Here is a 23,885-nt window from a genome sequence, read left to right as displayed (position 1 = left end):
CTTCTGCCTTGGCTTTCAACCCTTTCCTTGCCATGCCTTTTGACCAGGATCCACAAGGTCACCTAGAAGCTCTTGCTCTCCTTAGCGGGAGGGAGTTCTCAGACATCCAGGTAGAGGTAGAAGACTTGGGGGAGCGCCGCCGCCAAGTGCAAGGCCGCATCTTGATCCCGGTAGAGCGCCGGCAGGTCTGGCAGGTTTTAACCGATTACGACCATCTGGCGGAGTTTATTCCTAACTTGGTGGAAAGTCGCCTCCTTGGCAGCCAGAATGGCCGCAAACTGGTGCGTCAAGTGGGATCCCAGCAAGTTCTGTTTGCCCGGTTTTCTGCAGCGGTGGTGCTGGCTATCGAGGAAGTGTTTCCCCACCAACTGCGCTTTCAAGAAGTAGAAGGGGATTTCCTCATCTTCGAGGGGTTTTGGGAGCTAGCCGACTGGCTAGAGCAGCAGACCCTGCTCACCTACCACCTGCAGGTGCAACCGCCGCGCCGCATGCCGGTTGGCCTAGTAGAACGGCGCATCCGCCGCGATCTCGCCCTCAACCTGCAGGCTATTCGGGAGCGCTGCCTAAGTCTAGGGGGATCCTCTCCCTAGTTACCCTTGGCTGGGATTGGGGAGCTGCCAAGTCTGCCTGCCCTAAACTAAGAGTCGTCAGGTTTCCTCTCGTCAAATGTCCAGATCCCGCTACAGCCAAGAGGACGTGCAGCAGATCCTGCAGCGGGCCATCGCTCGCCAGCCGCGCCTTGGTGAGTTTACCCGCTCGCAACTGGAGGAGATGGCTGCCGAACTGGGGATCTCCCCCCAAGAGCTGGAGGAGGCCGAGCGGGAATGGAGAGCCTGGCAGCAACTAACCAACCAACGGCGTGAGTTTCAACGCTACCGCCAGCGGCAGTTTTACCAATTGCTGGGGCGGTATGCCATTGTCAACAGCTTCCTAGTAGGCTTGGATTGGCTCTCCGGCGGAGGGCTGTCTTGGTCGCTGTTTATACTGATGGGCTGGGGCCTGGCTGTTGCCCTCAAGGGCTGGAGCACCTACCAGACGGAAGGGGAACGCTACGAAAAAGAGTTTCGGCAGTGGCAGAAAAAACGCCAAAAGCAGCTCCAGCGCCGATGAGACACCTCTTGTCTTTGAAGGGAAGCCTCTTGAGGGGGTACCCTCGCCAGGTGCTATTATTGTTGGGCAGAAGCAAACACCTGTGCGGGCGTAGTTTAATGGTAAAACCGCAGTCTTCCAAACTGCTGTTGACGGTTCGATTCCGTTCGCCCGCTTGTACTCAAGATCTTTTTTTTAGAGATCCAGGCTGCAACCTAGCCCCTAGGTTGGGGAGGCCTGACTGAGGGCTTAGCTAAGGGAGGGGTGAGTTTTGCCTCTCTCTTGAATAGCAGCCAAGGCCTGTCGATGGAGCGTCGGGTTGGCCGCCGCCAACACTTCTCCTCTAGAAGTGCGGGTTAAGGGATCCCCCGACCAATCGGTAATCACGCCGCCGGATCCCTCGATCACGGGCACAAGAGCAGCAAAGTCGTAGAGGGCGAGGCCGCACTCCATCACCAGATCGATGTAGCCGCTGGCCAAGAGGCCGTACTGGTAGCCGTCGCCGCCGTAGGAGGTGATGTGAACCAAACGGCTGAGCTGCTGAAAGCGCTGCTGCTGGTCTGGCTGAGCAAACAAATCAGGAGTGGTACAGCTCAAAGAGGCGCGGCTGAGGTCGGTGGTGGCTTTGCTGCGACTAAGCTGTTGGGTGGAAGGGGTTATCCAGCAGGTTGGTTGTCCCTGCACCCCCACCCAGCGCTCGCGCAACACCGGCTGATCGATAATGCCCAAGATGGGACGATCTTCTTCTAAAAGGGCGATCAAGGTGGCGAAGGTGGGCTTGCCGGTGGAAAAGGCGATGGTGCCATCCAAGGGATCCAAAACCCAGGTATAGGGGGATCCGGTCTGGTGGAAGCCAAACTCCTCGCCAAGGACGTTGTGCTCCGGCACGTGGGCGGCCAGCAACGCCCGCATTGCCCGTTCTGCTTCCCGGTCGGCTATCGTTACGATAGGGGATCTAGCCTCTTTGTACTCGGCCTGCAGCTCCCCGCGAAACAGAGGCCGGATCACCGCTCCGGCTGCGTCGGCTAGAGCCTGGGCCAAGGCAATCCACTCTGGCTTAACCACTCTCTTGCCTACCTCGTCGGTGTTCTCTCCTAGCATAGGGAAAGATTTTCCCTCGGCTATGCGTGCTGGCCGACTGTTAACCCCTCTGGAATGGCTCTGGACCGCAATTGGAGTGATCTTGACCATTTTGGGCACCCTAACCCAGGTGAGCTTGCCGCCTCAGTGGCCAGGGGTGGGAGGATATAGCTTTTCCCTGCAAATCGGCGGCATGCTGCTAACGGCCTGTCTGGCGGGACCGGTGGCGGCAGTGTGCGCCCAGCTTGTCTATCTAGGCTTGGGATTGGCAGGGCTGCAGGTGTTTGCCCAGGGAGGGGGGTGGCAGTACCTGTACCAGCCCGCCTTTGGCTATTTGCTCGGGTTTTTGCCTGCGGCCTGGGCCTGCGGGACGATGGCCTTTCGACAAAGGGATCCCCACCTGCTGCCTACTTCCCTTCTCTCTCGCCGCAACCCCTACCTGCTGCCCAGCATCTCTGCGCCGGTGCGTCTGCAGGATTTGGCCGCCGCCAGTTTGGTGGCCCTGGCCCTGGTTCACCTGACCGGGATCATCTATCTCTTGGCTACCCAGCCTTGGAATGGAGAGTTGCTGAAGTTGCTTCGGCTCTACTCCGGCTATACCCTGCCAGGACAGCTTATCGTGGTTAGCTTCGCTGCCGTCATAGCCCTGCTCCTGCGGCGCTTGCTGCTGCTTTAGCGCAAAGACTCTCTATGGCTGGGACGGGAAAAAAGGGTGATCCAGAAGCGGGCTTGCTGCAGGGCAAGGGGTTTCATCAGGTTTCTGCAAAGGCTTTGTAGGGAGACGAAAAGATGCAGCGCGCTGCTCTGACTCTTGCGGCCACGGGCCTTTTGGCTACGGCGTTGACCGCCTGCAGCAGTGGTAGTAGCCCTGGGGGATCGATCCTCATCCCACCCCAGAGCCCAACCGTTTCTTTCATCAATCCGCCTACCTCTGTGCGGGTGGGCGCTTCCACCCCCGCCTTTACGGTACAAGTCAGTGTGCCCGGCGGTGCCCGCTCAACCCAGTTTGTGGAACTGGAAACCTTTAACCCGCTTGGCGCGCGCGTGCAAAGAGAAGCCTTTAGCCCGCAGCAGGTTGGCTGTAGCCCAGGTGCTACTTTCTGTAGCTTCAACACCGACTTCCGGGTTGCTCCTGGCGATCCTGCCGGCGTTTGGCAGTTCCGCATCACCGCCTTTGACCAGCAGAATCGCTCTGGATCCCAAACCCTGCTCATCACAGCGCTGCCGTAGGCAAGCCAGGCCGCCGTGTTGGGTTGAAAGCTACCGCAGCGGGGATGCGTTGGGCACCCCCTCAAGGTTCCCTCACTCCAAATCCCGACGGTTGGGGTTACGGGCCGGATCGTTGCTCAAGAAGCCAAAGACAAACAGCCCGACAAAAAAGATCACCACTGCGTAAACTGAGATTTTCAGTAACAGCATAGTTTCAACAACCCATTTCCAACTAGACAAAGCTGACAAGCAGTAGAGCAATGCTCAAGGGAAAGGAGAAGCCGTAGCGACGGGATCCCGTCAACTTGAGGCTTGGCAAAACTTCTTCACAGGATCATACCTCCCCAGCGCCTCTTTTTAACCCGAAAACTCTTTCCCCCCTGCTCCCGGAAAAAGCAGAAAGCTTGAACTGACACGGATCCCCGGCAAGAGGTGAAATTGTTAAGAAATATTTTAAAGCGAAAAGCAACATTGCGGTCGCTTAGCGACAGGGGAGTGGGAAGATGGGATCTGCGGCTTTGCCGGCTGGTATCTCATCTGCCTATGCCCTTCGACTTGTCCGGTCATCCAGGTCGCCAGTTAGGCCACTGGGAGGCTCCAGAAGAGCGGCTGCCAAGTCAGACGAGACCTCCGTCGCCTCAAGAGATCTATCGATCCCAGGAACTGGAGCTTTCGGACGGCACCACGGTTTTTCTCCGCCACTGGTCACCGGGATCCCCGCGCGGGCGGGTGTTGCTGTTGCACGGCAAAGGGGATCACGGCGGCGGGTTTGGCCCCTTGGCGGAAGAACTAGTGGCCCGGGGCTGGGAGGTTTTGGCGCCTGACATGCGGGGATTTGGACGCTCAGATGGCATCCGCTGTTGGATCGATCACTTTGGTCAGTACCGGGCGGATCTAGAGGCAATCGTCGAGCAAGTTTGGCCCCAGCCAGGGATCCTCCAAGTCTGGTGCGGGTACAGCGCAGGGGCCAATTGGGCTACGGAATACGCGCTCGCTCACCCCGACCAAGTGCAGGGGCTGATCCTCATCTCCCCTGCCTTTCGTATCGACCACTATTTCAACCGCTTTACCTGGGGTCTTCTGCAGGTTTTGGACAAGGTTGTGCCCCAGTTGGCCCTGACTGGCCTCTACGAGCCGGTGCGGGTGACTTCCCTACCGGAGCAGCAGGCGGTCTTGGCTGCAGATCCTTACGTGTGTGGCGTTACCCGGGCCCGGTTTACGGCGGAGTTGGTGCGTAGCGGGCAGCGCTGCCTTGGGCAGGCCCACCGCCTGGAGCTGCCGGTTCTGGTGCTCTACACCTCCGCCGATATCGTCGTCAACCCTGCCGGCGCCGTGGAGTTTGCCCGCCGGCTGCCCCAGGGAGAGATCTACGATTTCTCCTGCTCACGCCACGACCTTTTACACGACTGCCAAGCCGAAGCCGTCCAGGAGACTCTCTACCAGTGGCTGGATCGGCACTTTCCCTGCCGCTTGGGCCCTCGTGGCAAAATAGAGAGGCCCTCTTTCTGCTTGCTCCCATGAGCCTAGACCTAATCTACCGTCCCCGCCGGCTGCGGCGCACTGAGGCCCTTCGCCAACTGGTTCAGGAAACCCACCTGCGGGTGCAGGATCTCATCTACCCGCTGTTTGTTATGGAGGGAGAGAACCAGCGGCAGGAAGTGGAATCCATGCCCGGCTGCTACCGCTACACTCTGGATCTGCTCCTGAAGGAGGTGGAGGAAGCAGCCAACTTGGGGATCCCAGCGGTGGCTCTCTTCCCAGTGGTGCCGGAAGAGAAAAAGGATCCCACGGGGCGGGAGTCCTTTAACCCAGAAGGGTTGATCCAGCGGGCGGTGCGGCGGCTGAAGCAGGAAATCCCCGAGATCCTGGTGATAACGGATGTGGCCTTGGATCCCTACAGCAGCGAGGGCCACGACGGCATCGTGCGGGACGGGGTGATCCTCAACGACGAGACAGTGGAGGTGCTGGTTAAGCAGGCCCTCTCGCAAGCGGAAGCGGGAACCGATATTGTTGCCCCCTCCGACATGATGGACGGTCGCGTCGGCGCCATTCGCGAGGCCCTGGACGAGCAAGGCTACACCGACGTGGCCATCCTGGCCTACTCGGCCAAGTATGCCTCTGCCTTCTACGGCCCTTTCCGCGATGCCCTGGGATCTGCGCCCAAGTGGGGGGACAAGAAAACTTATCAGATGGATCCCGCCAACGCCCGCGAGGCCCTCAGAGAAGTGGAGCTGGACGAGGCGGAAGGGGCGGACATGGTGATGGTGAAGCCGGCCTTGGCCTACCTGGACATCATCTATCGGGTTAAGGAAGCAACAAATCTGCCTGTGGCTGCCTACAACGTTAGCGGCGAATACGCCATGATTAAGGCTGCCGAGCAAAAGGGCTGGATCGACGGCAAGAAAGTGATGATGGAATCGCTCTTGGCCATGAAGCGAGCCGGCGCTGACATGATCCTCACCTACTTCGCCAAGGAGGCGGCCCTGCTTTTGCGGCAGTCCTAGCTAAGGCCTTCTAGACAACTGGGGAGATTGTCCAATCCAGGCAAGAGGCACCTCTTTCTCCGTGTCGGCTACTAGAGCGCTGGGATCCACCAGGCGCACCTGGATTTGATCCGGCGGCACTCGGTTGAGGCGTTCCTTGATGAGGGCCTGCTGCTGCAAGGGATCCATGCCGCGATCCAACTCCTCCCGCAGTCGCGAGATTCGCGCTGAGAGGACTTCGAGGTTCTGCTCCAAAACCTTTAGACGGTGATGCTGGGCCAATTGCACGGGCAAAAGGCGGTACAGACCGCTGAGAGCAGCCGCCGTAAACAGGAGATTCACTCCGATGCGACAGAGCAGTTCCCAAGCTTGAGGCTCTGGCCGTCTCCGCAGTCGGGGCGAGGTTCTAGAAGGCCGGACAGGGATCGTCCGTCGGTTGGCAGCTAGCGTTCCCTGCCCCCGCACCCGAGCTAAGGATCCCTGGGAGCGACTGGAAAGGCGCAGTCTAGGCCCAGCAACTTGCTCCACCTGTAGAGGCAAGGAGCGAGCCAGAGTGCGGGAAGCAGACTTAGGTGCCATAAGGAGGTAAAGAGCCGCCGCTGCTACCAGGAAGCGCAGCTAGGGCTTATTGAAGCCGATTTTTCCGAGCATGTCAGGGGCTGGCCCACGACTTTTCTGTCTTTTAGCGCCAACTCAGCGCGGCGGAGGCGGGGTAAACCGCAGACGCGCTAGGCTAGAGGTTCGACAGGGGGAATGCAAGGAGTCGGGATCCGCCTATGCGCATAGCGGTTACGGGTGGGAGTGGCTTTATCGGGCGCCGCTTGGTGGCCCACCTGCTGGAGCGAGGAGATGAGGTGTTGGTTTTGAGCCGCCGCCCTGAGCAGGCCCGCCGCGTTCTGGGAGCCTCCTCCAACCTCAAGCTGCTGGGGTACAATCCCTATCAACCGCAAAGCTGGGCCTCAGCTCTGGAAGGGTACGAGGCAGTCGTCAACTTGGCCGGAGAACCCCTGGCTTCTTCCCGCTGGACAGAAGCTAAGAAAAGAGAGATCCGCCGCAGCCGCGTGGAGACCACCCAGGCCCTTGTCCAAGCCCTCGCCTCCCTTGGCCAGAAGCCCCAGGTGATGATCAGCAGCTCGGCGGTGGGCTACTACGGATCCCGACCCGAAGGAGAGCCCCTGACGGAGGCAGATCCCCCTGGCCAGGGCTTTTTGGCAGAAGTCTGTCAGGCCTGGGAAGCGGCTGCCCGCCCGGCTGAGGAGCTGGGGATCCGCTTGGCCATCCTGCGCACGGGGATTGTCCTAGGGCCCGATGGAGGAGCCCTGGGTCAAATGCTTGCCCCCTTTCAGTTCTTCCTCGGCGGCCCCATTGGCTCTGGCAAGCAGTGGGTCTCCTGGATCCACCGCGACGACTGGGTGAGTCTAGTCTGCTTCCTGCTGCAGCAGGGATCCGGCGTCTTCAACGCCACTGCCCCTAACCCAGTGCCAATGGAAGAGTTCTGCCGCACGTTGGGGCAAGTTCTGGCCCGCCCCTCGTGGCTGCCAGTGCCAGCCCTAGCCTTAGAACTGCTGCTGGGCGAAGCAGCTCAGGTGGTTCTAACGGGGCAGAAAGTGATCCCCCAAGCCGCGCTGCAGCTGGGGTTCACCTTCCAATATCCCCACCTCAAAGAAGCCTTGCGGCAACTCCTCATCCCCCAGGGCAACCGCTGAGCGTAGCCATCTAGGAGGCAAGCCCTTGCCGCCGTCCCCCAAGATTTAGGTTTTCCTGGGTAAGCGGGCCAGCGAAGCGCCTTCCGGATCCACCCGGTTGGCCAGTGCTGCCACCACAATCATTGGCAGGCTCACCACCAAGCAGAAGCCCCACTGCTCCCAAGTTAGCGGTGCCGTGTCGAAGAGAGTGTTGAACAGGCTCCATTGGCTGAAGAGGATCTGCAGCAGGATGGCCGCTCCAATGCCGATGGTGATAGCCGCCACATCCATCAGGCGTTCGTGGCGTTCCAACTGGCTGGCGCGCCCGCGGCCCAAGAGGGTAGGGATAGCCTGGCTGAGGCTGAGCAAGTAGAAGATGCGCCCAATCACCAGCGTCTGAATGGCCATGCTGCGGGCCAGGTTGAGGTTGCCGGTGGTTTGTTCGATGTATTCAAAAACCCCGAAGATCAAGAGCCAGTTAAAGGCTGAAACCAGCAGAATGCGTTGCAGCAGCCGGGGAGAAAGCAAATTGGCGTCGGGATCCCGCGGTGGTTGGGTCATCTCCCGCCCCGTGCTGGGCTCAAAGGAGAGGGGCACCGTCATGGTGATGGAGTTGATCATGTTGAGCCACAACACCTGGATGGCCAAAATGGGCAGCTCGCGGTTGAGGAGGACGCTGAGGAGAAGGGTCATTGACTCCCCTCCGTTCACCGGCAGGATGAAGGCGATGGCCTTGAGCAGGTTGTTGTAAACGGTGCGCCCCTCTTCGACGGCGGCCTCGATGGAGGCAAAGTTGTCATCGGTCAGGATCATGTCGGCGGCGGCTTTGGCCACTTCGGTGCCACCCCTTCCCATGGCGATCCCCACGTCCGCCTGCTTCAAGGCCGGGGCGTCGTTAACTCCATCGCCAGTCATGGCCACGATATGGCCCTGCGACTGCAGAGCTTCCACCAGGCGCAGCTTTTGCTCCGGGGCCACCCGCGCAAAGACGGATCCCTCGTTGGCGGCGGTAACAAACTCCTCTGGGCCGAGCTGCTCCAGATCCCGGCCGCTGTAGGCTTTTACCGGTTTGCCACCCCCCAGGCCCATCTGCTCGGCAATGGCTTGGGCGGTGAGCACATGGTCGCCGGTAATCATCTTCACCTGGATCCCGGCGCTCTGGCAGGCGCGCACGGCGGCAATGGCCTCCGGCCGCGGCGGGTCAATCATCCCCTGCAAGCCCAAGAAAATCAGCCCTTCCTCTAGATCTGAGTGATCCACCTGAGTTTGGCTGCTGGGGACGGTTTTTTGGGCAAAGGCCAGAACTCGCAGCCCCTGCCGCGCCAAGGCCTCCACCTGCTGGCGAATCGGCTCTGCTTCCAAGGGCTGGATCTCCCCTTGGGATCCCATCTGGCTGCAGCAGCGCGGCAAGAGAGCTTCTGCGGATCCCTTGACGTAAATGCAATGCTCCTCCGGCCCCAATCTGTGTAAGGTAGCCATGTACTGAAACTGGGATTCAAAGGGGAGGGTATCTAGGCGAGGGCGGCAGCGCTGCAGATCTTCTCGATTCAAGCCCCCTTTCTGAGCCGCCACAAGCAGAGCCGCCTCGGTCGGATCCCCTACAACTTCCCACTGGCCGTTGTCTTTGGGTTGGAGGCGGGTGTCGTTGCAGAGGCAGCCAGCTACGAGGCAAGCCTCAAGAGCAGGCAATTGATGGATTTCGATGGGGGAATCAGCCGCCGGGGACAGGATCTGGCCCTGGGGGCTGTAGCCGCTGCCGGTAACCCGGTAGAGCTGGGATCCGGCGTAGATGGCCTGCACCGTCATCTGGTTTTCTGTAAGGGTGCCGGTTTTGTCCGAGCAAATTACCGTGGCGCTGCCCAGGGTTTCCACTGCCGGTAGCTTGCGAATAATGGCGTGGCGTTTTGCCATGCGGGAAACCCCAATGGCCAGGGTTACGGTAACTACTGCCGGCAAGCCTTCGGGGATAGCACTCACCGCCAGCGCCACTGCCGCCTCAAAGACAGTCGCTGCCGCTTGGCCCTGCACCAGCCCCACCAGGAAAGTAAGCGCAGCCAAGGTGAGGATAATTTTCAGCAAAGTCAGGCTGAACGCCTCAAACTTACGTGTCAGGGGAGTTTGCAGGGATCCCCCTTCCTCGATCAGCTTGGAGATGCGGCCTGTTTGGGTCTGGTTACCGATGGCCACCACCACCCCCGCCCCTTGGCCAAAGGTCACGAAGCTGCCGGCATAGGCCATGTTCTGGCGCTCGGCCAACGGCGTGTCTTCGGGGAGGGATCCCAGCCGTTTTTCCACCGGCACCGATTCTCCCGTGAGGGCCGATTCGTCCACCCGCAAGTTGCGCACGCTTAGCAAGCGCAGGTCGGCGGGCACCCGGTCTCCCGAGCTCAAGAGCACCACATCCCCTGGCACCAGCTCCCGTGAGGGCACCCGCACTTTCTGCCCCTCCCGCATCACGGTGACTTCAGTGGCCACCGACTTGGCCAGGGCAGCAATGGCCTCCTCCGCTTTGGACTCTTGGATGTAGCCGATGAGGGCGTTGATCACCACCACCGCCCAGATCACGATGGCGTTGCGCCAGGATCCCAGGAACGCCTTGATTGCCCCGGCCACCAGCAGGATGTAGAGCAGCGACTGGTTAAACTGCTGCAGGAACTTAAGCCAGGCCGGGGTAGCTGCCTTGGCCTTCAGCTCATTGGGGCCATATTGCTGCTGCCGCCGGGCCACCTCGGCTTGAGAGAGGCCCTTTTCCAACAGCCCTGCCAAAGACAGCTCCTCTCCGAAAAGTTTCTGGATGACTTGCTCCTCTGGCAGAGCATGCCAGGCAATGACCGAGAGCGGCTCGGGAGATGAAGATCTTGCCATGATCGGTGAGCCACCACAACACAACAGTAGGAGGGGCTTCCCGCCCTTCTCTCTGACAGCCTAGCGGATGCCGTCTGCCCCTTCCCAGCAAGACGCTCCCCAAGCGGCTCTCTCCAACCCTGAGGCATGACAGCTACCCCTGCTGTCCCCTGACCATAGCCGAGTTTGCCTACGACGGGAAGCTGGCCCTCTCATTTCCTCTAGCGGGAGCGCTACTCCATGTAGCTAGCCAAAGTGCACCTGTTGCCTTACCCCCCAGCCCTTCTCCCCAAGAGGGATGCTCTATTTACAGGCAAGCTTTGAACTTTTTCAGCACCGCTCGATCTAGCATCAGTAGGGCCGCGCGCACTCCTCCTGAGTAGCCCCAGAAAAAGCCCACTGGCAGATGGCCCTTGGGCGCTTCCAGGTTGGTTTTAAGCTCCTCGTACCCCAGCCAGCGGCCCTGCACCCACCAGCCGACTCTTTCTCCCATGCACTCTTCGCGGGGCAAGGCGGAGAAAGATCTCGAACGAAGCCCTCCTCTTCCCTCCGAGTCACACTCCTGCCAGAGCTGCTTCTGGACAGTAAAGCCAAAGCGCCCATGGCTGGCCTGCATCCAGAGTTGGTCGATAAGCCGCAACATAGGGCACGGGAAAGCCTCAACATCCTTGGGGTCGAAAAAGCCTACCTGGGAGCGCCCACTGAGTTTGAGCATCAAAGCTGTCGTCCACCGATCAGCTTCCCCCCACTGGCCGGCCCGCAGCCGATCCCACAGCCCTTGCAGGGCAGGCGCCGCTTCTCCCACCCAGTCTGGCCAGGGGAGAGTTGCAGGCAGGGATCCCTCTCGAGAGACCTCAGGGAAAATCAGGGCTCTGGATCCCGCCTCCCCTTTTGTTGGGGCAGGGGTGGGGGGTGCCACCATTTGCTCCAGCTCTTCTGCGGAGTGGTTGGCCAGGAGCTGCTCCAGCTCATCTTGGGGTTGCTGCTGGGCCAGAAGCTGTTCCAGTTCCCGCAGTTCTTGGGTGCGGATGGCAGGCTCAAAGGTAGCTGGCTGCTTCTCTTGCAGGGCTGAGTCTGCCGACAGCAGGGCCAGCCACTCAGCTACCGTTTGCGGGCGGTCTTCGGGGTGGAGGGCCATCCCTTTGAGGATAGCAGCCTCCACATCTTCAGGAATGCTGGGGTTGAGGCGGCGGGGAGGATCCAACTGCCGACCTGTGGCCCGCACCGGCGCACAGAGGGGCACCATCCCCGTCAGCATGGTGTAGAGGGTAGCAGCCAAGGCATAGACATCGGTAAAAGCCCCGCGGCGGCGCAGGCTGTCGTACTGCTCCAGGGGAGCATAGCCATCGGTGCCGTAGGAGGTGTGGCGTTGGATGAGCCCCTGCCTATAAGTCCGCGCTAGCCCAAAGTCGATCAACACCGCCTGTCCGGATCCCTCCCGCACCAAGATGTTGGCGGGCTTTACATCGCGGTGCAGGATCCCCTGTTCGTGCAAGCACATGAGGGCAGATCCCACCTCCCGCGTCAGGCGCAGAGCCTCTGGCAGGGGCAACGGCCCCTTTTGCTGCAAAAGCTGGTGCAGCGTCTGGCCGCGAACGTACTCCATCACAATGCACCAACAATCCCGCTCCCAAATGACCTCCTCCACCTTCACCACGTGGGGGTGACGGCAGCGGGCCAGTTGCAGCGCCTCGTTCATGAAGTTTTGTTGAAAGCGAGGATAGTCTGGATCCTTGCGGAGGCTGTCGCTCAAGACCTTGATAACCACCTGCTCGGCGCGAACGCTATCCCAGGCCCGGTAGGTGATGCCGAAGCCCCCTTCCCCCAAAACAGCCTCAATGCGGTAGCACCCCCCCTGCAATGTTTCGCCAACTGCCCAAGCCATGCGCACCCCTCTTCCCCGCTCCTAGAGTCATTCTGTTACGGGGATCCATGACTTGAGGGCTTGGAAAGCTCCCTAGAAGTCTGGGGGCAGCACCCCCGTTTTCACCTGGAAGATGCGCACTTGTCCATCGCGGATGACCCGCAGCGTCAGGGTCTTGCCCACGCCGGCGGCATCCACCAACTGCTGCACCTGCTCGGCGTCGCGAATAGGTTGGCCGTCGATCTCAACAATGACATCCCCTTCGCGCAGGCCAACTTGCTTAGCCGGCGAGCCCGGAACCACCTCCCCAATCAACACCCCTTCCTGCACCGTCAGCGGGCTGAGCCGCGCTGGGTCGCGGTTGAGGCGGGCTACCAAATCGGGGTTGAGGGTAATCATGCGAATACCCAGGAAGGCGTGCTCCACCCGGCCGTCGCGGATCAGCCGCTCGGCAATTTCCATGGCGCGGTTGATGGGAATGGCAAAGCCAACACCCTGAGCCCGCTGGAAAATGGCCGTATTCACCCCAATAACCCGACCTTCCGCATCCAGCAAGGGACCGCCAGAGTTGCCAGGGTTGATGGCAGCGTCGGTTTGCAGGAAGGTCACCCGCTTGTTGGCAGCCCCGATTTGCCCAGAGGAGCGTCCAACGGCACTGATGATCCCCGCCGTTACCGTGTTGTCCAGGCCCAGTGGGTTGCCAATGGCAATGGCCCAGTCTCCTGGCCGCACCTGGTCAGAGTTGCCCAGGGTCACCGTGGGCAGATTTTCTCCCTCGATCTGGATCACAGCGATGTCGGTCACCGGGTCTGAGCCTTTGACTTTCCCTTCAAAGGTGCGCCCATCGAGCAGATGCACCCTAACCCGCTCGCTACCCTCCACCACGTGGGCATTGGTGAGGATCAGGCCGTCGGCGTCGATGATGAATCCGGATCCGGTGCCTTCCTGCTGGAACTCTTGCGGCAGTTGCGGGAAGAAGTGGCGGAACAGGGGATGGTTAAACAGCTCCGGATCAAGGGGGTTGGCCACGGTGCGGGTGGCGTCGATGCGCACCACTGCCGGCCCCACCTTTTGGGCAACCGCGGCAATAAAATTGGAGGGCCGGACGGCGTCAGCAGGAGCAGCAGAGTTGGCAGCCTCGGGGCGAGGCAGAAGGGATCCCACCCCCTCACTGGTCCGCTGCGACCAAGAGGCAAGGGGAGTTTGCTGCAGCCACTCCTGCCCCCTTGGCGACGACAGCCAAACTCCGTAGGCGAGGCCGCCGCTAAACAAAGCCATTGCCAGAAGTGTTTGCCGTAAAAGCCGCGCCATGATCTCTCCCACAGCTAAGCCCTATTGCCAAGAAAACGAATGCAAGCATAGGGAAGGCTTAGACCCAATCCGCTGACTAAGGCCAGCTTGGTTAACCCCGCCTCTATACCCTATCCTACCTGGCCCCCCGTTACCCTTTAGATGAGTGAGAGCCCTGTGCTCAACTTAGCAAATCTAGCAGGCAACAGCAGTGCTCAAACGCTCAATGACGATCGGCAATTTGGGCAAGATCCCCTCTTTTTTGCCCCAGGAGCGGGATCCGTGGCAGCGCCACCGCGCCTGGATGCAGTTAGCTCTAGAAGAAGCTAGGCAAGCGGGGGAGGCGGGCGAGGTGCCCGTGGCAGCTCTGGTGGTCGGGCCAGGGGAAGAGTTGCTGGCCCTGAGCGGCAACCGGCGGGAGCGGGATCGGGATCCCACGGCCCACGCGGAGATTTTGGCCCTGCGGCAGGCGGGGCAGCGCCTGGGCGATTGGCAGTTGCAGGGCTGTCGGCTGTACGTGACCCTGGAGCCCTGCCCCATGTGTGCGGGGGCGATCAGCCAATCGCGGCTGGCCCAGGTGATCTACGGTGCTGACGATCCCAAGGCCGGCGCACTGCGCAGTGTGCTCAACTTGCCTGCTTCTGCTGCCAGCTTCCATTGCCCAGAAGTCATCGGGGGGGTCTGCGAGGCTGAGTGTCGTCGTCTATTGCAGGAGTGGTTTAGCCGCCGGCGGGGGAGCTCTTGGTGAGGAGCGAGAGCCCAAGAAGGTGCCTCTACAGGCAGTTTTTGATATATCGTCATAACGGGTTGGCCAGCCTTGCGGGCAATCGGGAGGTTTTCTGCTTCCAAGTAGTCTCGTGCGGAGGATAGGGGCTGTGCCTGAAAAGCAGTTTTCTGCTCCACTAGCTCGGCTAGCTGGCTTTCTGGTTTGGGCTTGGCTTTGCTTGACCTTCCCAGTTCAGGCGCGGGTGCTGCTGCGGGTGGGCATTGCCGTCAACAAGCCACAGGTTAGGCTTGGCAGCTCTACTCCGGCCCGTCTCCTAAACCCCCAAGGCCAGCTGCTAGCTGAGATCCCGGCCATGCAGCCCCTTCAGGCCATTCGGGTAGGCTCAGCAGTAAGCGTAGCTGGTCACCAGGCAGAGCGCCTCTATCTCCAGCCTACGGAGCCGGAGGGGCTGGTGTTCATTGACCAGAACTGGTACCGCGGCTGGGCAGAGCTGATCCCCGGCGAGAGGGGAGTGATCGCCATCAATCAAGTGGGTTTGGAGGACTACGTTTCCAGCGTGGTGGGCAGCGAGATGGGTCACCGTTTCCCGATGGAGGCCCTCAAAGCCCAAGCCGTGGCCTCCCGCACCTATGCCCTCTACCATCGCAGTCGCCGTTCTCACCAGCCTTTTGACATCGGAAATGGCGTCGATTGGCAGGTCTACAAGGGGGTGGCGGCTGAATCCAACCGCACCCAAGCGGCGGCCCGCGAGACGGCTGGGCAGGTTCTCGTCCACCAGGGGCAGTTGATCAATGCCGTTTTCCACTCCTCTAGTGGGGGGCACACAGACGATGCCGGCAATGTTTGGCTGGAGTCGCGGCCCTACTTGCAGGGAGTGCCCGACTTCGATCACCACTCGCCCGTGTTTAGCTGGACGGCCACCATTCCTGCTCACCAGATCCAGCAGTTGGCCGACGGGATCGGTGCCATCCGTTCCATCGAGATCCTGCGCAGCTCCCCTTGGGGACGGGCCATTACCCTGCGCCTAGTGGGATCCCAGGGCAGTAAAGACATCAGGGGTAACGAGTTTCGCAAGGCCCTGGGGTTGCGCAGCACAATGATCACCATCAGCCCGCGTGGGGAGACAGCCACCACCGCCAGCCTGACTCCTGCTAGGGCAAGCTTCCCTGCTTTCTTCGAGATCCAAGGGCGCGGCTACGGGCACGGAGTGGGCATGAGCCAGTGGGGAGCTGCCGCCCTGGCTAGCCAAAACTACTCCTACCAACAGATCCTCAGCCACTACTACCGCAACACCAGCTTGGCCGTGGTGGAGGGACGCTAGGTTCAGTGGGAGCTCCTATCGAAAGAACTCATTGGGTAGCGAAGGCAGCTAAAGCTTTTCCGAGCTTGTGGCAATTACCCTCTGTTAACCGGATGCAGCGCCATCTCTCCAGACGGGCCGAAGACTGGCCAGCAGCCCTCTTTAAGATTGAAAGCTGAGCTGCTGGGATAATAAAGGCTGAGGAAATCTGGCTTGGAGCTACTGCAGGTTGTAGAGATCCTGCTGAATCTAAAATCAGTTAGAAACGCTTACCAGTACAATCAAACTTCGCCGCCCCAGGTATCTATCCTATGTCCCTTGCTGCTCTAGCCTCTGCTTTTCCCGAACGTTGCCCGGCCCTGCCGCCGGCGCTTGCCCCTTTGTGCGAGATTGCCCGCAACTACTGGTGGACTTGGAACCCGGATCACCTCACCATTTTTCGGGAAATGGATCCTGCCCTCTGGGAAAAAACCTCCCACAATCCAGTGCGCATGCTGGAGGAGGTTTCTTACTTGCGCTTGGCGGCCTTGGCCACCGATGTCAACTATCTCAACACCCTCAATCGGATGGTGCAAGCCTATCGCAAGTACATGGCAGCTGAGGACACCTGGGCCAAGCGCACCATGAAAACCTACGACTGGCAGCGCCCTATTGCCTATTTCTGCGCTGAGTACGGTCTACACGAGTCCTTGCCGATCTACTCCGGTGGCCTGGGCATGCTGGCCGCCGATCACCTCAAATCCGCCTCCGATCTAGGGGTGCCGATGGTGGGCGTGGGGTTGCTCTACCGCCAAGGCTATTTTCAGCAGCGCCTCGACATCAGCGGCTGGCAAGGGGAGCTCTACGAAGACTGTGAGGTTGACTCCCTGCCCCTAACGCTAGTGCGGCGGCCAGATGGCAGCCCCCTACTGGTGGAGCTGTCAATGCGGCAGCGGTTGGTCAAGGTGCGCGCCTGGCGGGTCGATGTGGGCCGGGTTCCCCTTTTCCTCTTAGACACTAACCTGCCGGAGAACGATCCTATTGACCGCTGGATCACCGCCCACCTCTATGGCGGGGGCACCGACACGCGCCTTGCCCAGGAGTGCGTCCTCGGCATTGGCGGGGTACGGCTGCTGCGCCAGCTGGGCTTGGATCCCATGGTCTACCACATGAACGAGGGGCATTCCGCCTTCCTAACCCTGGAGCTGCTGCGGGAGGAGGTGGCGCGGGGCACGCCCTTTGAGGCAGCAGAGGCCAAGGTGCGCGAGAAATGTGTGTTCACCACTCACACGCCGGTGCCGGCTGGCCACGATGCCTTCAGCCCCAGCGAGATGGATGCGTTCTTTGCCTCTTTCTGGCCGCAACTAGGCCTGACGCGGGAGCAGTTTTTGGCTCTGGGAGCGCGGCGCGGCGGGGATCCCTGGGAGCCCTTCAACATGACGGTGCTGGCTTTGCGCTACGCACGTGCGGCTAACGGAGTAAGCCAGTTGCATGGTCGGGTCTCACGCCAGATTTGGCATGTGCTCTACCCAGAGCGCTCCGTGGATGAGGTGCCCATTGGCTCCATTACCAATGGGGTTCACGCCCGCACCTGGGTTGCTCCTCTTTTCTGGAACCTCTACAACCAATACCTAGGTCCCGACTGGCCCGAGCGGGTATCCGACCCGGAGCTATGGGCCAAGGCAGAGGAAATACCTGATGAGGAACTGTGGCGGTGCAAAGAAGCCCTGCGGGAGCGGCTGGTGGCTTTTACCCGTCACCGGGTGTTGCGGGCGCGGCGCAGCCGCGGAGAGAGCAACGAGCGCATCCAGGCTGTCAACCAGTTGCTGGATCCCAAGATCCTGACGATTGGGTTTGCCCGGCGCTTTAGCACCTACAAGCGAGGAGACCTCATCTTGCGGAATTTGGAGCGGGTTACCCGCATCTTCACCAACAAAGAATACCCTGTGCAAATTATTTTTGCTGGCAAGGCTCACCCGCGAGATGAAGAGGGTAAGCGCATCATCCAACGGGTGGTCGAATGGTCAAATCGGCCTGAGGTGGCCCACAGGGTTGCCTTTATTGAAAATTACGATGCCTACGTCAGCCGCAACTTGATCCAAGGGGTGGATTTGTGGCTAAACACCCCGCGGCGCCCTCTTGAAGCCTCGGGCACCTCTGGGCAAAAGGTGGGCTTCAACGGCGGGCTCAACCTCTCGGTTTTGGATGGGTGGTGGCCTGAGGGCTACAACGGTCGCAACGGCTGGGCCATTGGACAAGCCATTGAAGGCCTAGATCCCGCCATCCAAGATGAACTGGATGCCAACTCCCTCTACGATGTGTTGGAGTACGAGATCATCCCCATGTTCTACGAGCGGGATGAAAAGGGGATCCCGCGCCGCTGGGTTGCCCGCATGAAGGAGGCGATCCGCACGCTCAACCCGGTTTTCAACACCGACCGCATGGTGGCCGAATACGTGGTGAAGATGTACGAGCCTCGAGCCACCGAAACAGAGGTGAGCCGCCTCTTGTCGGGCTCGGCTGTTGTCGACTAAGGCAGCCTCCTCGAAAAACTTGAGATCCCTGCCTGGAAAGCAGGGATCCCCCACCTCGCCTCCAGCGAGAGAGACCTAAGCGTTGACGTTGAGGGCCACTGGCAAGCTCACTGGCTCCTCCTCAGGTGGCAGCATCACCACTTCAGAGCTCTCGATGATTGCCTGTAGCTCTTCCCCGTCGATGGTTTCCGCCTCCACCAGGCGACGGGCAATGCGATCCAAGAGAGCGCGGTTCTCCCGGATGAGATAGGTAGCCCGCTGGTAGGCTTCGTTAACCAGACGCCGCACTTCCTCGTCGATAAGGGCTGCTGTCTCTTCGGAGAAGTCCCGCTCGGCAGCAATCTCGCGACCTAGGAAGATGTTGGCGTACTGGCGGCCCAGGGCCACATTGCCTAGGCGGTCGCTCATGCCAAAGCGAGTCACCATGTTGCGGGCAATACGGGCTACCTGCTGCAGGTCGCTGGCTGCCCCCGTAGTCACCTCCGCCTCGCCATAAACCACCTCTTCGGCCACCCGTCCGCCTAGGGCGACAGTCATCATGTTTTTGAGATGAGCACGGCTAGTCAGGCCCATGTCGTCATCGTTGGGCACAAACCAGGTAAGGCCGCTCGCCTGGCCGCGAGGGATGATGGTGACCTTTTGGATGGGATCGTAGTTGGGCAAGAGGGCTCCCACCAGGGCGTGGCCCGCCTCGTGGTAGGCCACCAGCTCCTTGCGCCGCTCGCTCATGAGGCGATCCTTCTTCTCTGGGCCAGCCAGCACTCGATCCACCGCGTCGTTGATCTCGTCCATCGAGATCTCCGTGAGGTTGCGGCGGGCCGCCAAGATGGCTGCCTCGTTGAGCAGGTTGGCTAGATCCGCCCCCGTAAACCCAGGGGTACGGCGGGCTAACTTCTCCAAATCCACATCGGCGGCCAGGGTTTTGCCACGGGCATGCACTTTGAGGATCTCCAGGCGGCCTTGGAAGTCAGGGCGGTCCACCGTTACTTGGCGGTCAAAGCGCCCCGGTCGCAGCAGCGCTGCATCCAACACATCGGGTCGGTTGGTAGCTGCAATAACAATGACACCGGAGTTGCCCTCAAAGCCATCCATCTCGGTCAGCAGCTGGTTGAGAGTTTGCTCCCGCTCGTCGTTGCCACCTCCCAAACCCGCTCCCCGCTGCCGACCAACGGCATCGATCTCGTCGATAAAGACAATGCAGGGGGCATTTTGCTTAGCTTGCTCGAATAGATCCCGCACGCGCGAGGCCCCTACCCCCACAAACATCTCCACAAACTCGGAGCCGGAAATGGAAAAGAAAGGCACCCCTGCCTCCCCAGCCACAGCGCGCGCCAAGAGAGTTTTGCCGGTGCCTGGGGGGCCGACCAGCAACACCCCTCGCGGGATCCTCGCCCCAAGAGCGTTGTAGCGCTCAGGGTTTTTCAAGAAGTCTACCACCTCCGCCAGCTCCAGCTTGGCCTGGTCTACACCTGCCACATCGTTGAAGGTAACTTGGGTTTTGGGCTCCATCTGCACCCGCGCCCTCGACTTGCCGAAGTTAAGCGCTTGACTGCCAGGGCCATTCTGGGCTCGCCGTAGCAGGAAAAACAAACCCAGCAGCAGCAAAACAGGTAGAAGGAAGGTGCTAAAGATGCGCCCCAGCAAACCCTCATCCTGAACAGGGCGCACTGCCAGTTCTACTCCTTTGGCAAGCAAGGTGTTCTCAAAGTCGGGAGTGAGGGGGGGCAGATTGACCTGCACTCGAGTGGCGCGGCTGTTGATCTCCGCGTCAGCAATGGCAATTTGGCGGCCATCAGGAGTAACCTCAACCAAAACCTTGCTGACCTCGCCCCGCTCTACGCGGCTCATGAGATCCGAGTAGCTGATCTCCAGGCGCTCAGCCGGGCGGGTGCCGAAGAAGGTTGTGGCCAGCGAGATCAAGACGATGGCCAGCAAGGCATACAAGCCGGCACTCCTCCATTTTTTGTTTTTACTTTTCTGACTCACGGAAGTGTTTCCTCCCAAAGGGTGCTTTCTATCCAATGGTGCCTGGGCCCACTGGCAGACTGTTAACCAATATTAACCTAGCTGAGAAGCCAGCGGAAATCAAATGGCACACCTTCTGCCGCTAGGCTTAAAAGCAAGCGAATGCCCTCCTGTATTCCTCTGGTATCCCGATGCTGACCCAACTGCGCCAATTGAGCCTGGCCGCCGACGGACGCTATCTCCGAGATGAGGAGATGCAGTTCATGGAGGCCTACCTAGCTTCTTTTGAGTTGCGGCTAAGCGCCTACCGCAAAATTCAAGCGGCGGAAGCCCAGATTGTCGGCGAGGTGGAGGCCAAGCTGCGCGCCTTGGATCCCTACTTGCTCATGCGGGGGATAGAGGACTTCAGCAACAAGTGGAAGGCAGACACAGTGCGGGTTTTGCGTCTTTCCGCTTTGGCCATGCTTTTGGACGATGAGCAGCGCTACAAGGAGCGATTCCTCTACTGGTTTCAGACCTTGATGCGGGCCTTTCGCACGCAGCGCAGTTGCGAGGCCACCTACCGCCTTCTGCAGGAGGTGATTGCCAAGTACCTTACCCCGGCGGAGTTTGCCTTAATCCAGCCAATTCTGGAAACCAACCGCACCCTGCTAGGTCTCTCCTAGGCAGGAGTTTCCGGCAAGGGGGCCGCCTCGATCAGCTCCAGTTCCTCCGCCTGCAGATGGGCGCGGAACTTGTTACCAAACTGCACCTGAAAGGGAAAGTTGGCGCTGACAGGGCGGCCATTCCAGTCCCGGATGACAGCTATTACTTCTCCCTCCATGCCCTTGAGGTCAAACGGTTGATTGCGATGTTCCGGGTGGTGATAGACAATCACGCTGGCGCGCACCCGTACTCGATCTCCAACTTTCATCCTTTGCTCTCCCGAAGAGGCAATTGTTCTGGAAATACTCTACCTCGATCCCTAACAAAGGCTTCAGAATGTAGAGAAATATGTATGAGGCAGCAGTTGCCTTCCTTGGGCTCCCAGTGGGGGATTGGCAGCTGCTACTAGGGTTTCGGGAAGAGTGGGGAAAGCGAGGAGGCATCGCTAGCCCAAGCTGGCTTTTCCTTCGGCTGGCTTGGCCTAAATCACTTCCTGTCGGCAGCGATTGCCAATGCCCCAGTCCCCATAGCATTCAAGTCGCTGCAGGTCGAATCAACAGCCGCCCCAGCCTTACTGCCTGCAACTCTGGAAAGGGGACGTGAAATCTCTCCATTGCCCTCTGCAGCTGGAGAAAATTGGAGTCCTGGTGGTTCGGTTTGGTTGATTCACATTGCTTTAGAAAAAGCTTTGCAAGCAGCGGAGAAGAAACCTCTCAAGCTATTTAGAGCTTTTCTCTCCGCTTAACACAAAAGTAGGATCCAAAGCCAGCAACAGTTGGGTGCGGCCTCGCGACTCCAGACGGTTTACTGCTGCCTGGATAACTTCAACCTGGTGGGCTCCCACCGCAGCCAGGCCGGCGGAGAGGCCGTAGAGATCTTCTAGCGAATTGGTGGTGGCCACGACTCGGCCGTTGGGTTTGAGATAGTGCCAAGCAGCCTCTAGGATCTGGCGGAGGGGATGGCCCCCTTCAATGCAGAGGCGGTCGGGGGGCGGAGAAAGCTGATGCAGACACTCGGGAGCAGTGCCCTGGATAACTTGCACGTTGCTGAGGCCAAATTTCTGGCAGTTACTCTCGATCAAGCTGACCACCTCCGCATCGCGCTCGATGGCAATCACGCAAGCGCGGGGGCAGAGAATGGCCGCCTCGATGGCAATGGTGCCAGTGCCAGCGCCGATATCCCATAGGCAGTGGTCTTCTCCCAAGCGTAACTGGCTCAGCACTAACACCCGCACCTCGCGGGGGCTCATAGGGATCCCCGGGATCCGCTCAAAGGCAGAGTCTGGAATGCCGGGGGTGCGGTAGGGCCAAGGAAAAGGGGTTGTCATGGCCAAAAACTGCGGCCGGGAAGGTGAGGAGACAGCTGATCACCTAGCCACGCTTAGGGGGCAGCCCCTCCCGCCCCACAGCCCTTGTAAAGCTAAGGCAGGTTTTAAAGCTGATGATCGGACTCGAACCGATGACCTGCTCATTACGAGTGAGCTGCTCTACCAACTGAGCTACATCAGCAAGGAGGGCTCGGATTCCATTTAAGCGGAGCTAGGCACTGCCTGCCGCAAAGCCCTAACCCTACCTGAGAATTTTAGCGTATCCTGGCTTGGCTCGGGATCCCCAGGCCTTCAATCCCAGAGAAAGGCCTAAGGTCAACCAGGCCAGCCAGTCGCCTGTGCGCGTGTAGAAGGTTAGCTGAGATTGCCGCCTCACCTCCCCAGTAACCACTCCGCGCTGAAAAATCGGGCCCACGCGTTGTATTCGACCGGAGGGATCCACCACCAAGTTGCCGCCGGTGTTGTTGACAAAAACCACGCTGCGCCGGTTTTCAACCGCCCGAAAGACCGAAAGCCGGCCGTGGAGCATGGGCCAGTGGCTGTTGCCAAACCAGCTGCTGTCGGAGATCACGATCAACGACTCCGCTCCCGCACGAGTTAGAGCTCGGCTGGGGGCCGGCAAGACGCTCTCCAGGCAGATCATCACCCCCAAAGGCCCAAACAGCTCTCCTCCTGCTAGCGGCCGATAGCCATCGGGAGAGGGCACGTAGCGGCCCGACTCGAAGTAGGGAAAGATCCACTGCTTGCCAAACCAATCCTGCACCTGGCCCTGGGCGTCGAAGAGGAGGGCTGTGTTGAAAAACCGCTGCTCCTCCGCTGGCAGATGTACCGTGCGGGGATCGGGCTCCGTTGCCCCGGTAATCAAGGCCCCTTCAGGGGGAAGGATGGCTCGCATCGGCTCGATCACATAGAGTTGCAGCGGGGTGTTCAGCAGGCGGGCTCGCAGCGCTCCTTCTGGCCAGATCACCAACTGGGCCCCCTCGGCCACCGCTTGGGCCGAAAGCTGGTGCAGCTCGCGGTAGCGCTGGCTGCGGTAGTCCCAACTGCGATCGGCTTCTAGCCAGGCCACCTGCTGCACCGTCCCCACGCGAAAGCTGGGATTCCCTCCTCTTGCCGCCAGGACATCGAAATAGGCCAGCCGCACGCTCCCGTAGGCCAAGACTGGCCCTGCTAGAGCCAGGCCGCAGGCCAAGATCCGCCAGAAATCCGGGTTTCTGCGCCCTGCACTCAGCACCCCCCGCAAGGAAAGCTGGGGAAGCTGGAGGGCCAGCTGCCAGAGCACGCCGTTGACGAAGACCGCAAAAAAGGTCACCCCCCAGATCCCCGCCAGATCAGCCACTTGGATCCCCAGCGGCCAATCGAACAGCAGGGAGCCCCAGTGGAAGGGAATCGGCCAGCGGAGCAGGCCCAGCAGCCCATCTAGCCCTGTCCAGACCGTGGCCACCCCTAGGGGACGGGCCCAGGGGGGAAGCGGCTGGCTCAACTGCAAACTTAAAACGGTGGCCGTTGTGAAAAACAGAGGAATCAGGGGGGCCACCACCATTCCCCCCAAGACTTCCCAAGCGCTGAGCACTTGAAGGGAGAAGGGATCCACCCAGAAGGCGTACAGGCACACGCAAAACCACAGGCCATAGGCCAAACGCCACCGCCTCCACCCCTGTTGCTGTTCGCAGAGGTAAAACAGGGGTGCTAGGCCCAGTAGTGCCCCTGGGAACCAGTGCAACCAGCGGTTGGGGGATCCCAAGCACAGCAGCAAAACAGCTAGCCCTGCCAGCCAGCGGGATCTCCGGTCTTGGCGAACCGGTGGAAGCAAATCGGGGTGTTGAGGGAGAGAGGGCAGCTCCAGGGCCATTGGCAATACGGG

The 23,885-nt window shown here is 60.3% G+C and carries 21 protein-coding genes and 2 tRNA genes; 12 read left to right on the top strand and 11 right to left on the bottom strand.

The window, feature by feature from the left end; all coding sequences use genetic code 11:
- Positions 1 to 32: 32 nt before the first annotated feature.
- The 3 genes from NW833_RS05950 to NW833_RS05940 all read left to right on the top strand — a co-directional run bounded on the left by NW833_RS05950 (position 33) and on the right by NW833_RS05940 (position 1,265).
- Positions 33 to 590, top strand: coding sequence for an SRPBCC family protein (locus NW833_RS05950; RefSeq protein WP_414392945.1), 558 nt, complete (start codon positions 33 to 35; stop codon positions 588 to 590).
- Positions 591 to 666: 76 nt separating this feature from the next.
- On the top strand, positions 667 to 1,110 hold the full coding sequence (locus tag NW833_RS05945) for a 2TM domain-containing protein (RefSeq protein ID WP_414392943.1): 444 nt from the start codon (positions 667 to 669) through the stop codon (positions 1,108 to 1,110).
- Between the two features lie 84 nt (positions 1,111 to 1,194).
- Positions 1,195 to 1,265: transfer RNA gene (locus NW833_RS05940), tRNA-Gly, on the top strand.
- Between the two features lie 73 nt (positions 1,266 to 1,338).
- Here the strand turns inward: NW833_RS05940 and hisN are convergent.
- Entirely contained in the window at positions 1,339 to 2,190 is an 852-nt protein-coding gene (gene hisN, locus NW833_RS05935) for a histidinol-phosphatase (RefSeq protein ID WP_414411866.1), read from the bottom strand.
- 76 nt (positions 2,191 to 2,266) lie between these two features.
- Here hisN and NW833_RS05930 point away from each other — a divergent pair, with 76 nt between their 5' ends.
- Both NW833_RS05930 and NW833_RS05925 read left to right on the top strand, forming a co-directional pair.
- Positions 2,267 to 2,845 (top strand): biotin transporter BioY, encoded by a 579-nt coding sequence (locus tag NW833_RS05930; RefSeq protein ID WP_414411865.1) that lies wholly within the window; start codon positions 2,267 to 2,269, stop codon positions 2,843 to 2,845.
- A 113-nt stretch (positions 2,846 to 2,958) separates the two neighbouring features.
- Positions 2,959 to 3,399, top strand: a complete 441-nt coding sequence (locus NW833_RS05925) for a hypothetical protein (protein ID WP_414411864.1) — start codon at positions 2,959 to 2,961, stop codon at positions 3,397 to 3,399.
- A 72-nt stretch (positions 3,400 to 3,471) separates the two neighbouring features.
- Here NW833_RS05925 and NW833_RS05920 read toward each other — a convergent pair whose 3' ends face one another.
- The gene (locus NW833_RS05920; protein ID WP_414362630.1) at positions 3,472 to 3,588 is read right to left on the bottom strand and encodes a photosystem II reaction center protein I; all 117 of its coding nucleotides are present in this window, start codon (positions 3,586 to 3,588) and stop codon (positions 3,472 to 3,474) included.
- 333 nt (positions 3,589 to 3,921) lie between these two features.
- On the opposite strand from NW833_RS05920, the gene NW833_RS05915 reads away from it, so the two are divergent.
- On the top strand, positions 3,922 to 4,899 hold the full coding sequence (locus NW833_RS05915; RefSeq protein ID WP_414411863.1) for a lysophospholipase: 978 nt from the start codon (positions 3,922 to 3,924) through the stop codon (positions 4,897 to 4,899).
- Positions 4,896 to 5,882 (top strand): porphobilinogen synthase, encoded by a 987-nt coding sequence (gene hemB / locus NW833_RS05910; RefSeq protein ID WP_414405813.1) that lies wholly within the window; start codon positions 4,896 to 4,898, stop codon positions 5,880 to 5,882. The genes NW833_RS05915 and hemB overlap by 4 nt, the downstream gene beginning before the upstream one ends.
- Here hemB and NW833_RS05905 read toward each other — a convergent pair whose 3' ends face one another.
- Positions 5,883 to 6,440 (bottom strand): hypothetical protein, encoded by a 558-nt coding sequence (locus tag NW833_RS05905; protein ID WP_414411862.1) that lies wholly within the window; start codon positions 6,438 to 6,440, stop codon positions 5,883 to 5,885.
- Between the two features lie 197 nt (positions 6,441 to 6,637).
- On the opposite strand from NW833_RS05905, the gene NW833_RS05900 reads away from it, so the two are divergent.
- The gene (locus NW833_RS05900) at positions 6,638 to 7,567 is read left to right on the top strand and encodes a TIGR01777 family oxidoreductase (RefSeq protein ID WP_414411861.1); all 930 of its coding nucleotides are present in this window, start codon (positions 6,638 to 6,640) and stop codon (positions 7,565 to 7,567) included.
- 45 nt (positions 7,568 to 7,612) lie between these two features.
- Here the strand turns inward: NW833_RS05900 and NW833_RS05895 are convergent, their stop codons facing one another.
- The 3 genes from NW833_RS05895 to NW833_RS05885 all read right to left on the bottom strand — a co-directional run bounded on the left by NW833_RS05895 (position 7,613) and on the right by NW833_RS05885 (position 13,565).
- Positions 7,613 to 10,411 carry a cation-translocating P-type ATPase gene (locus NW833_RS05895; protein WP_414411860.1) on the bottom strand — a complete coding sequence of 933 codons (2,799 nt, stop codon included), beginning with the start codon at positions 10,409 to 10,411 and terminating at the stop codon, positions 7,613 to 7,615.
- A gap of 286 nt (positions 10,412 to 10,697) precedes the next feature.
- A complete protein-coding gene (locus tag NW833_RS05890) occupies positions 10,698 to 12,275 on the bottom strand; it encodes a serine/threonine-protein kinase (RefSeq protein WP_414411859.1) in 1,578 nt (525 codons plus the stop codon).
- Positions 12,276 to 12,347: 72 nt separating this feature from the next.
- Positions 12,348 to 13,565: an HhoA/HhoB/HtrA family serine endopeptidase gene (locus tag NW833_RS05885; protein ID WP_414411858.1), complete on the bottom strand. Its 1,218-nt coding sequence runs from the start codon at positions 13,563 to 13,565 to the stop codon at positions 12,348 to 12,350.
- A 205-nt stretch (positions 13,566 to 13,770) separates the two neighbouring features.
- Between NW833_RS05885 and NW833_RS05880 the strand changes: the two genes are divergently transcribed.
- The 3 genes from NW833_RS05880 (at position 13,771) to glgP (ending at position 18,084) form a co-directional block, all read left to right on the top strand.
- Positions 13,771 to 14,292 (top strand): nucleoside deaminase, encoded by a 522-nt coding sequence (locus tag NW833_RS05880; RefSeq protein ID WP_414396719.1) that lies wholly within the window; start codon positions 13,771 to 13,773, stop codon positions 14,290 to 14,292.
- A 127-nt stretch (positions 14,293 to 14,419) separates the two neighbouring features.
- Positions 14,420 to 15,592, top strand: a complete 1,173-nt coding sequence (locus NW833_RS05875; protein ID WP_414411857.1) for a SpoIID/LytB domain-containing protein — start codon at positions 14,420 to 14,422, stop codon at positions 15,590 to 15,592.
- Between the two features lie 290 nt (positions 15,593 to 15,882).
- Positions 15,883 to 18,084, top strand: a complete 2,202-nt coding sequence (gene glgP / locus NW833_RS05870; protein ID WP_414411856.1) for an alpha-glucan family phosphorylase — start codon at positions 15,883 to 15,885, stop codon at positions 18,082 to 18,084.
- A gap of 75 nt (positions 18,085 to 18,159) precedes the next feature.
- Here the strand turns inward: glgP and ftsH are convergent, their stop codons facing one another.
- Complete coding sequence (ftsH, locus tag NW833_RS05865) at positions 18,160 to 20,070, bottom strand: ATP-dependent zinc metalloprotease FtsH (protein WP_414405805.1); 1,911 nt, start codon at positions 20,068 to 20,070, stop codon at positions 18,160 to 18,162.
- Between the two features lie 170 nt (positions 20,071 to 20,240).
- Between ftsH and NW833_RS05860 the strand changes: the two genes are divergently transcribed.
- Positions 20,241 to 20,714 carry a phycobilisome protein gene (locus NW833_RS05860; protein WP_414396686.1) on the top strand — a complete coding sequence of 158 codons (474 nt, stop codon included), beginning with the start codon at positions 20,241 to 20,243 and terminating at the stop codon, positions 20,712 to 20,714.
- Here the strand turns inward: NW833_RS05860 and NW833_RS05855 are convergent.
- The 4 genes from NW833_RS05855 to NW833_RS05840 all read right to left on the bottom strand — a co-directional run bounded on the left by NW833_RS05855 (position 20,711) and on the right by NW833_RS05840 (position 23,873).
- A complete protein-coding gene (locus tag NW833_RS05855) occupies positions 20,711 to 20,962 on the bottom strand; it encodes a ferredoxin-thioredoxin reductase variable chain (RefSeq protein ID WP_414396683.1) in 252 nt (83 codons plus the stop codon). The genes NW833_RS05860 and NW833_RS05855 overlap by 4 nt on opposite strands.
- A 450-nt stretch (positions 20,963 to 21,412) precedes the next feature.
- The gene (gene cbiT, locus NW833_RS05850; RefSeq protein WP_414405802.1) at positions 21,413 to 22,021 is read right to left on the bottom strand and encodes a precorrin-6Y C5,15-methyltransferase subunit CbiT; all 609 of its coding nucleotides are present in this window, start codon (positions 22,019 to 22,021) and stop codon (positions 21,413 to 21,415) included.
- Positions 22,022 to 22,129: 108 nt separating this feature from the next.
- A tRNA-Thr gene (locus NW833_RS05845) sits at positions 22,130 to 22,202 on the bottom strand.
- Between the two features lie 60 nt (positions 22,203 to 22,262).
- Positions 22,263 to 23,873, bottom strand: a complete 1,611-nt coding sequence (locus NW833_RS05840) for an apolipoprotein N-acyltransferase (protein ID WP_414411855.1) — start codon at positions 23,871 to 23,873, stop codon at positions 22,263 to 22,265.
- Between the last annotated feature and the right edge of the window lie 12 nt (positions 23,874 to 23,885).

This window comes from Synechococcus sp. O70.1 (genome assembly GCF_047462215.1).
Classification (GTDB): Bacteria; Cyanobacteriota; Cyanobacteriia; order Thermostichales; family Thermostichaceae; genus Thermostichus.
The sequence above is the reverse complement of the archived record's forward strand: the minus strand, read 5'-3'. Positions and strand labels throughout refer to the sequence as shown.

Bases quoted from the DNA above. Each gene is read 5' to 3' on its own strand.
- NW833_RS05885 (WP_414411858.1), bottom strand. From the start codon at position 13,565: ATGGCGCGGCTTTTACGGCAAACACTTCTGGCAATGGCTTTGTTTAGC.
- NW833_RS05945 (WP_414392943.1), top strand. From the start codon at position 667: ATGTCCAGATCCCGCTACAGCCAAGAGGACGTGCAGCAGATCCTGCAG.
- NW833_RS05915 (WP_414411863.1), top strand. From the start codon at position 3,922: ATGCCCTTCGACTTGTCCGGTCATCCAGGTCGCCAGTTAGGCCACTGG.
- NW833_RS05900 (WP_414411861.1), top strand. From the start codon at position 6,638: ATGCGCATAGCGGTTACGGGTGGGAGTGGCTTTATCGGGCGCCGCTTG.
- NW833_RS05925 (WP_414411864.1), top strand. From the start codon at position 2,959: ATGCAGCGCGCTGCTCTGACTCTTGCGGCCACGGGCCTTTTGGCTACG.
- glgP (WP_414411856.1), top strand. From the start codon at position 15,883: ATGTCCCTTGCTGCTCTAGCCTCTGCTTTTCCCGAACGTTGCCCGGCC.
- NW833_RS05895 (WP_414411860.1), bottom strand. From the start codon at position 10,411: ATGGCAAGATCTTCATCTCCCGAGCCGCTCTCGGTCATTGCCTGGCAT.
- NW833_RS05950 (WP_414392945.1), top strand. From the start codon at position 33: ATGCCTTTTGACCAGGATCCACAAGGTCACCTAGAAGCTCTTGCTCTC.
- NW833_RS05905 (WP_414411862.1), bottom strand. From the start codon at position 6,440: ATGGCACCTAAGTCTGCTTCCCGCACTCTGGCTCGCTCCTTGCCTCTA.
- hemB (WP_414405813.1), top strand. From the start codon at position 4,896: ATGAGCCTAGACCTAATCTACCGTCCCCGCCGGCTGCGGCGCACTGAG.
- NW833_RS05855 (WP_414396683.1), bottom strand. From the start codon at position 20,962: ATGAAAGTTGGAGATCGAGTACGGGTGCGCGCCAGCGTGATTGTCTAT.
- cbiT (WP_414405802.1), bottom strand. From the start codon at position 22,021: ATGACAACCCCTTTTCCTTGGCCCTACCGCACCCCCGGCATTCCAGAC.
- hisN (WP_414411866.1), bottom strand. From the start codon at position 2,190: ATGCTAGGAGAGAACACCGACGAGGTAGGCAAGAGAGTGGTTAAGCCA.
- NW833_RS05890 (WP_414411859.1), bottom strand. From the start codon at position 12,275: ATGGCTTGGGCAGTTGGCGAAACATTGCAGGGGGGGTGCTACCGCATT.
- NW833_RS05880 (WP_414396719.1), top strand. From the start codon at position 13,771: ATGACGATCGGCAATTTGGGCAAGATCCCCTCTTTTTTGCCCCAGGAG.
- NW833_RS05840 (WP_414411855.1), bottom strand. From the start codon at position 23,873: ATGGCCCTGGAGCTGCCCTCTCTCCCTCAACACCCCGATTTGCTTCCA.
- NW833_RS05860 (WP_414396686.1), top strand. From the start codon at position 20,241: ATGCTGACCCAACTGCGCCAATTGAGCCTGGCCGCCGACGGACGCTAT.
- NW833_RS05920 (WP_414362630.1), bottom strand. From the start codon at position 3,588: ATGCTGTTACTGAAAATCTCAGTTTACGCAGTGGTGATCTTTTTTGTC.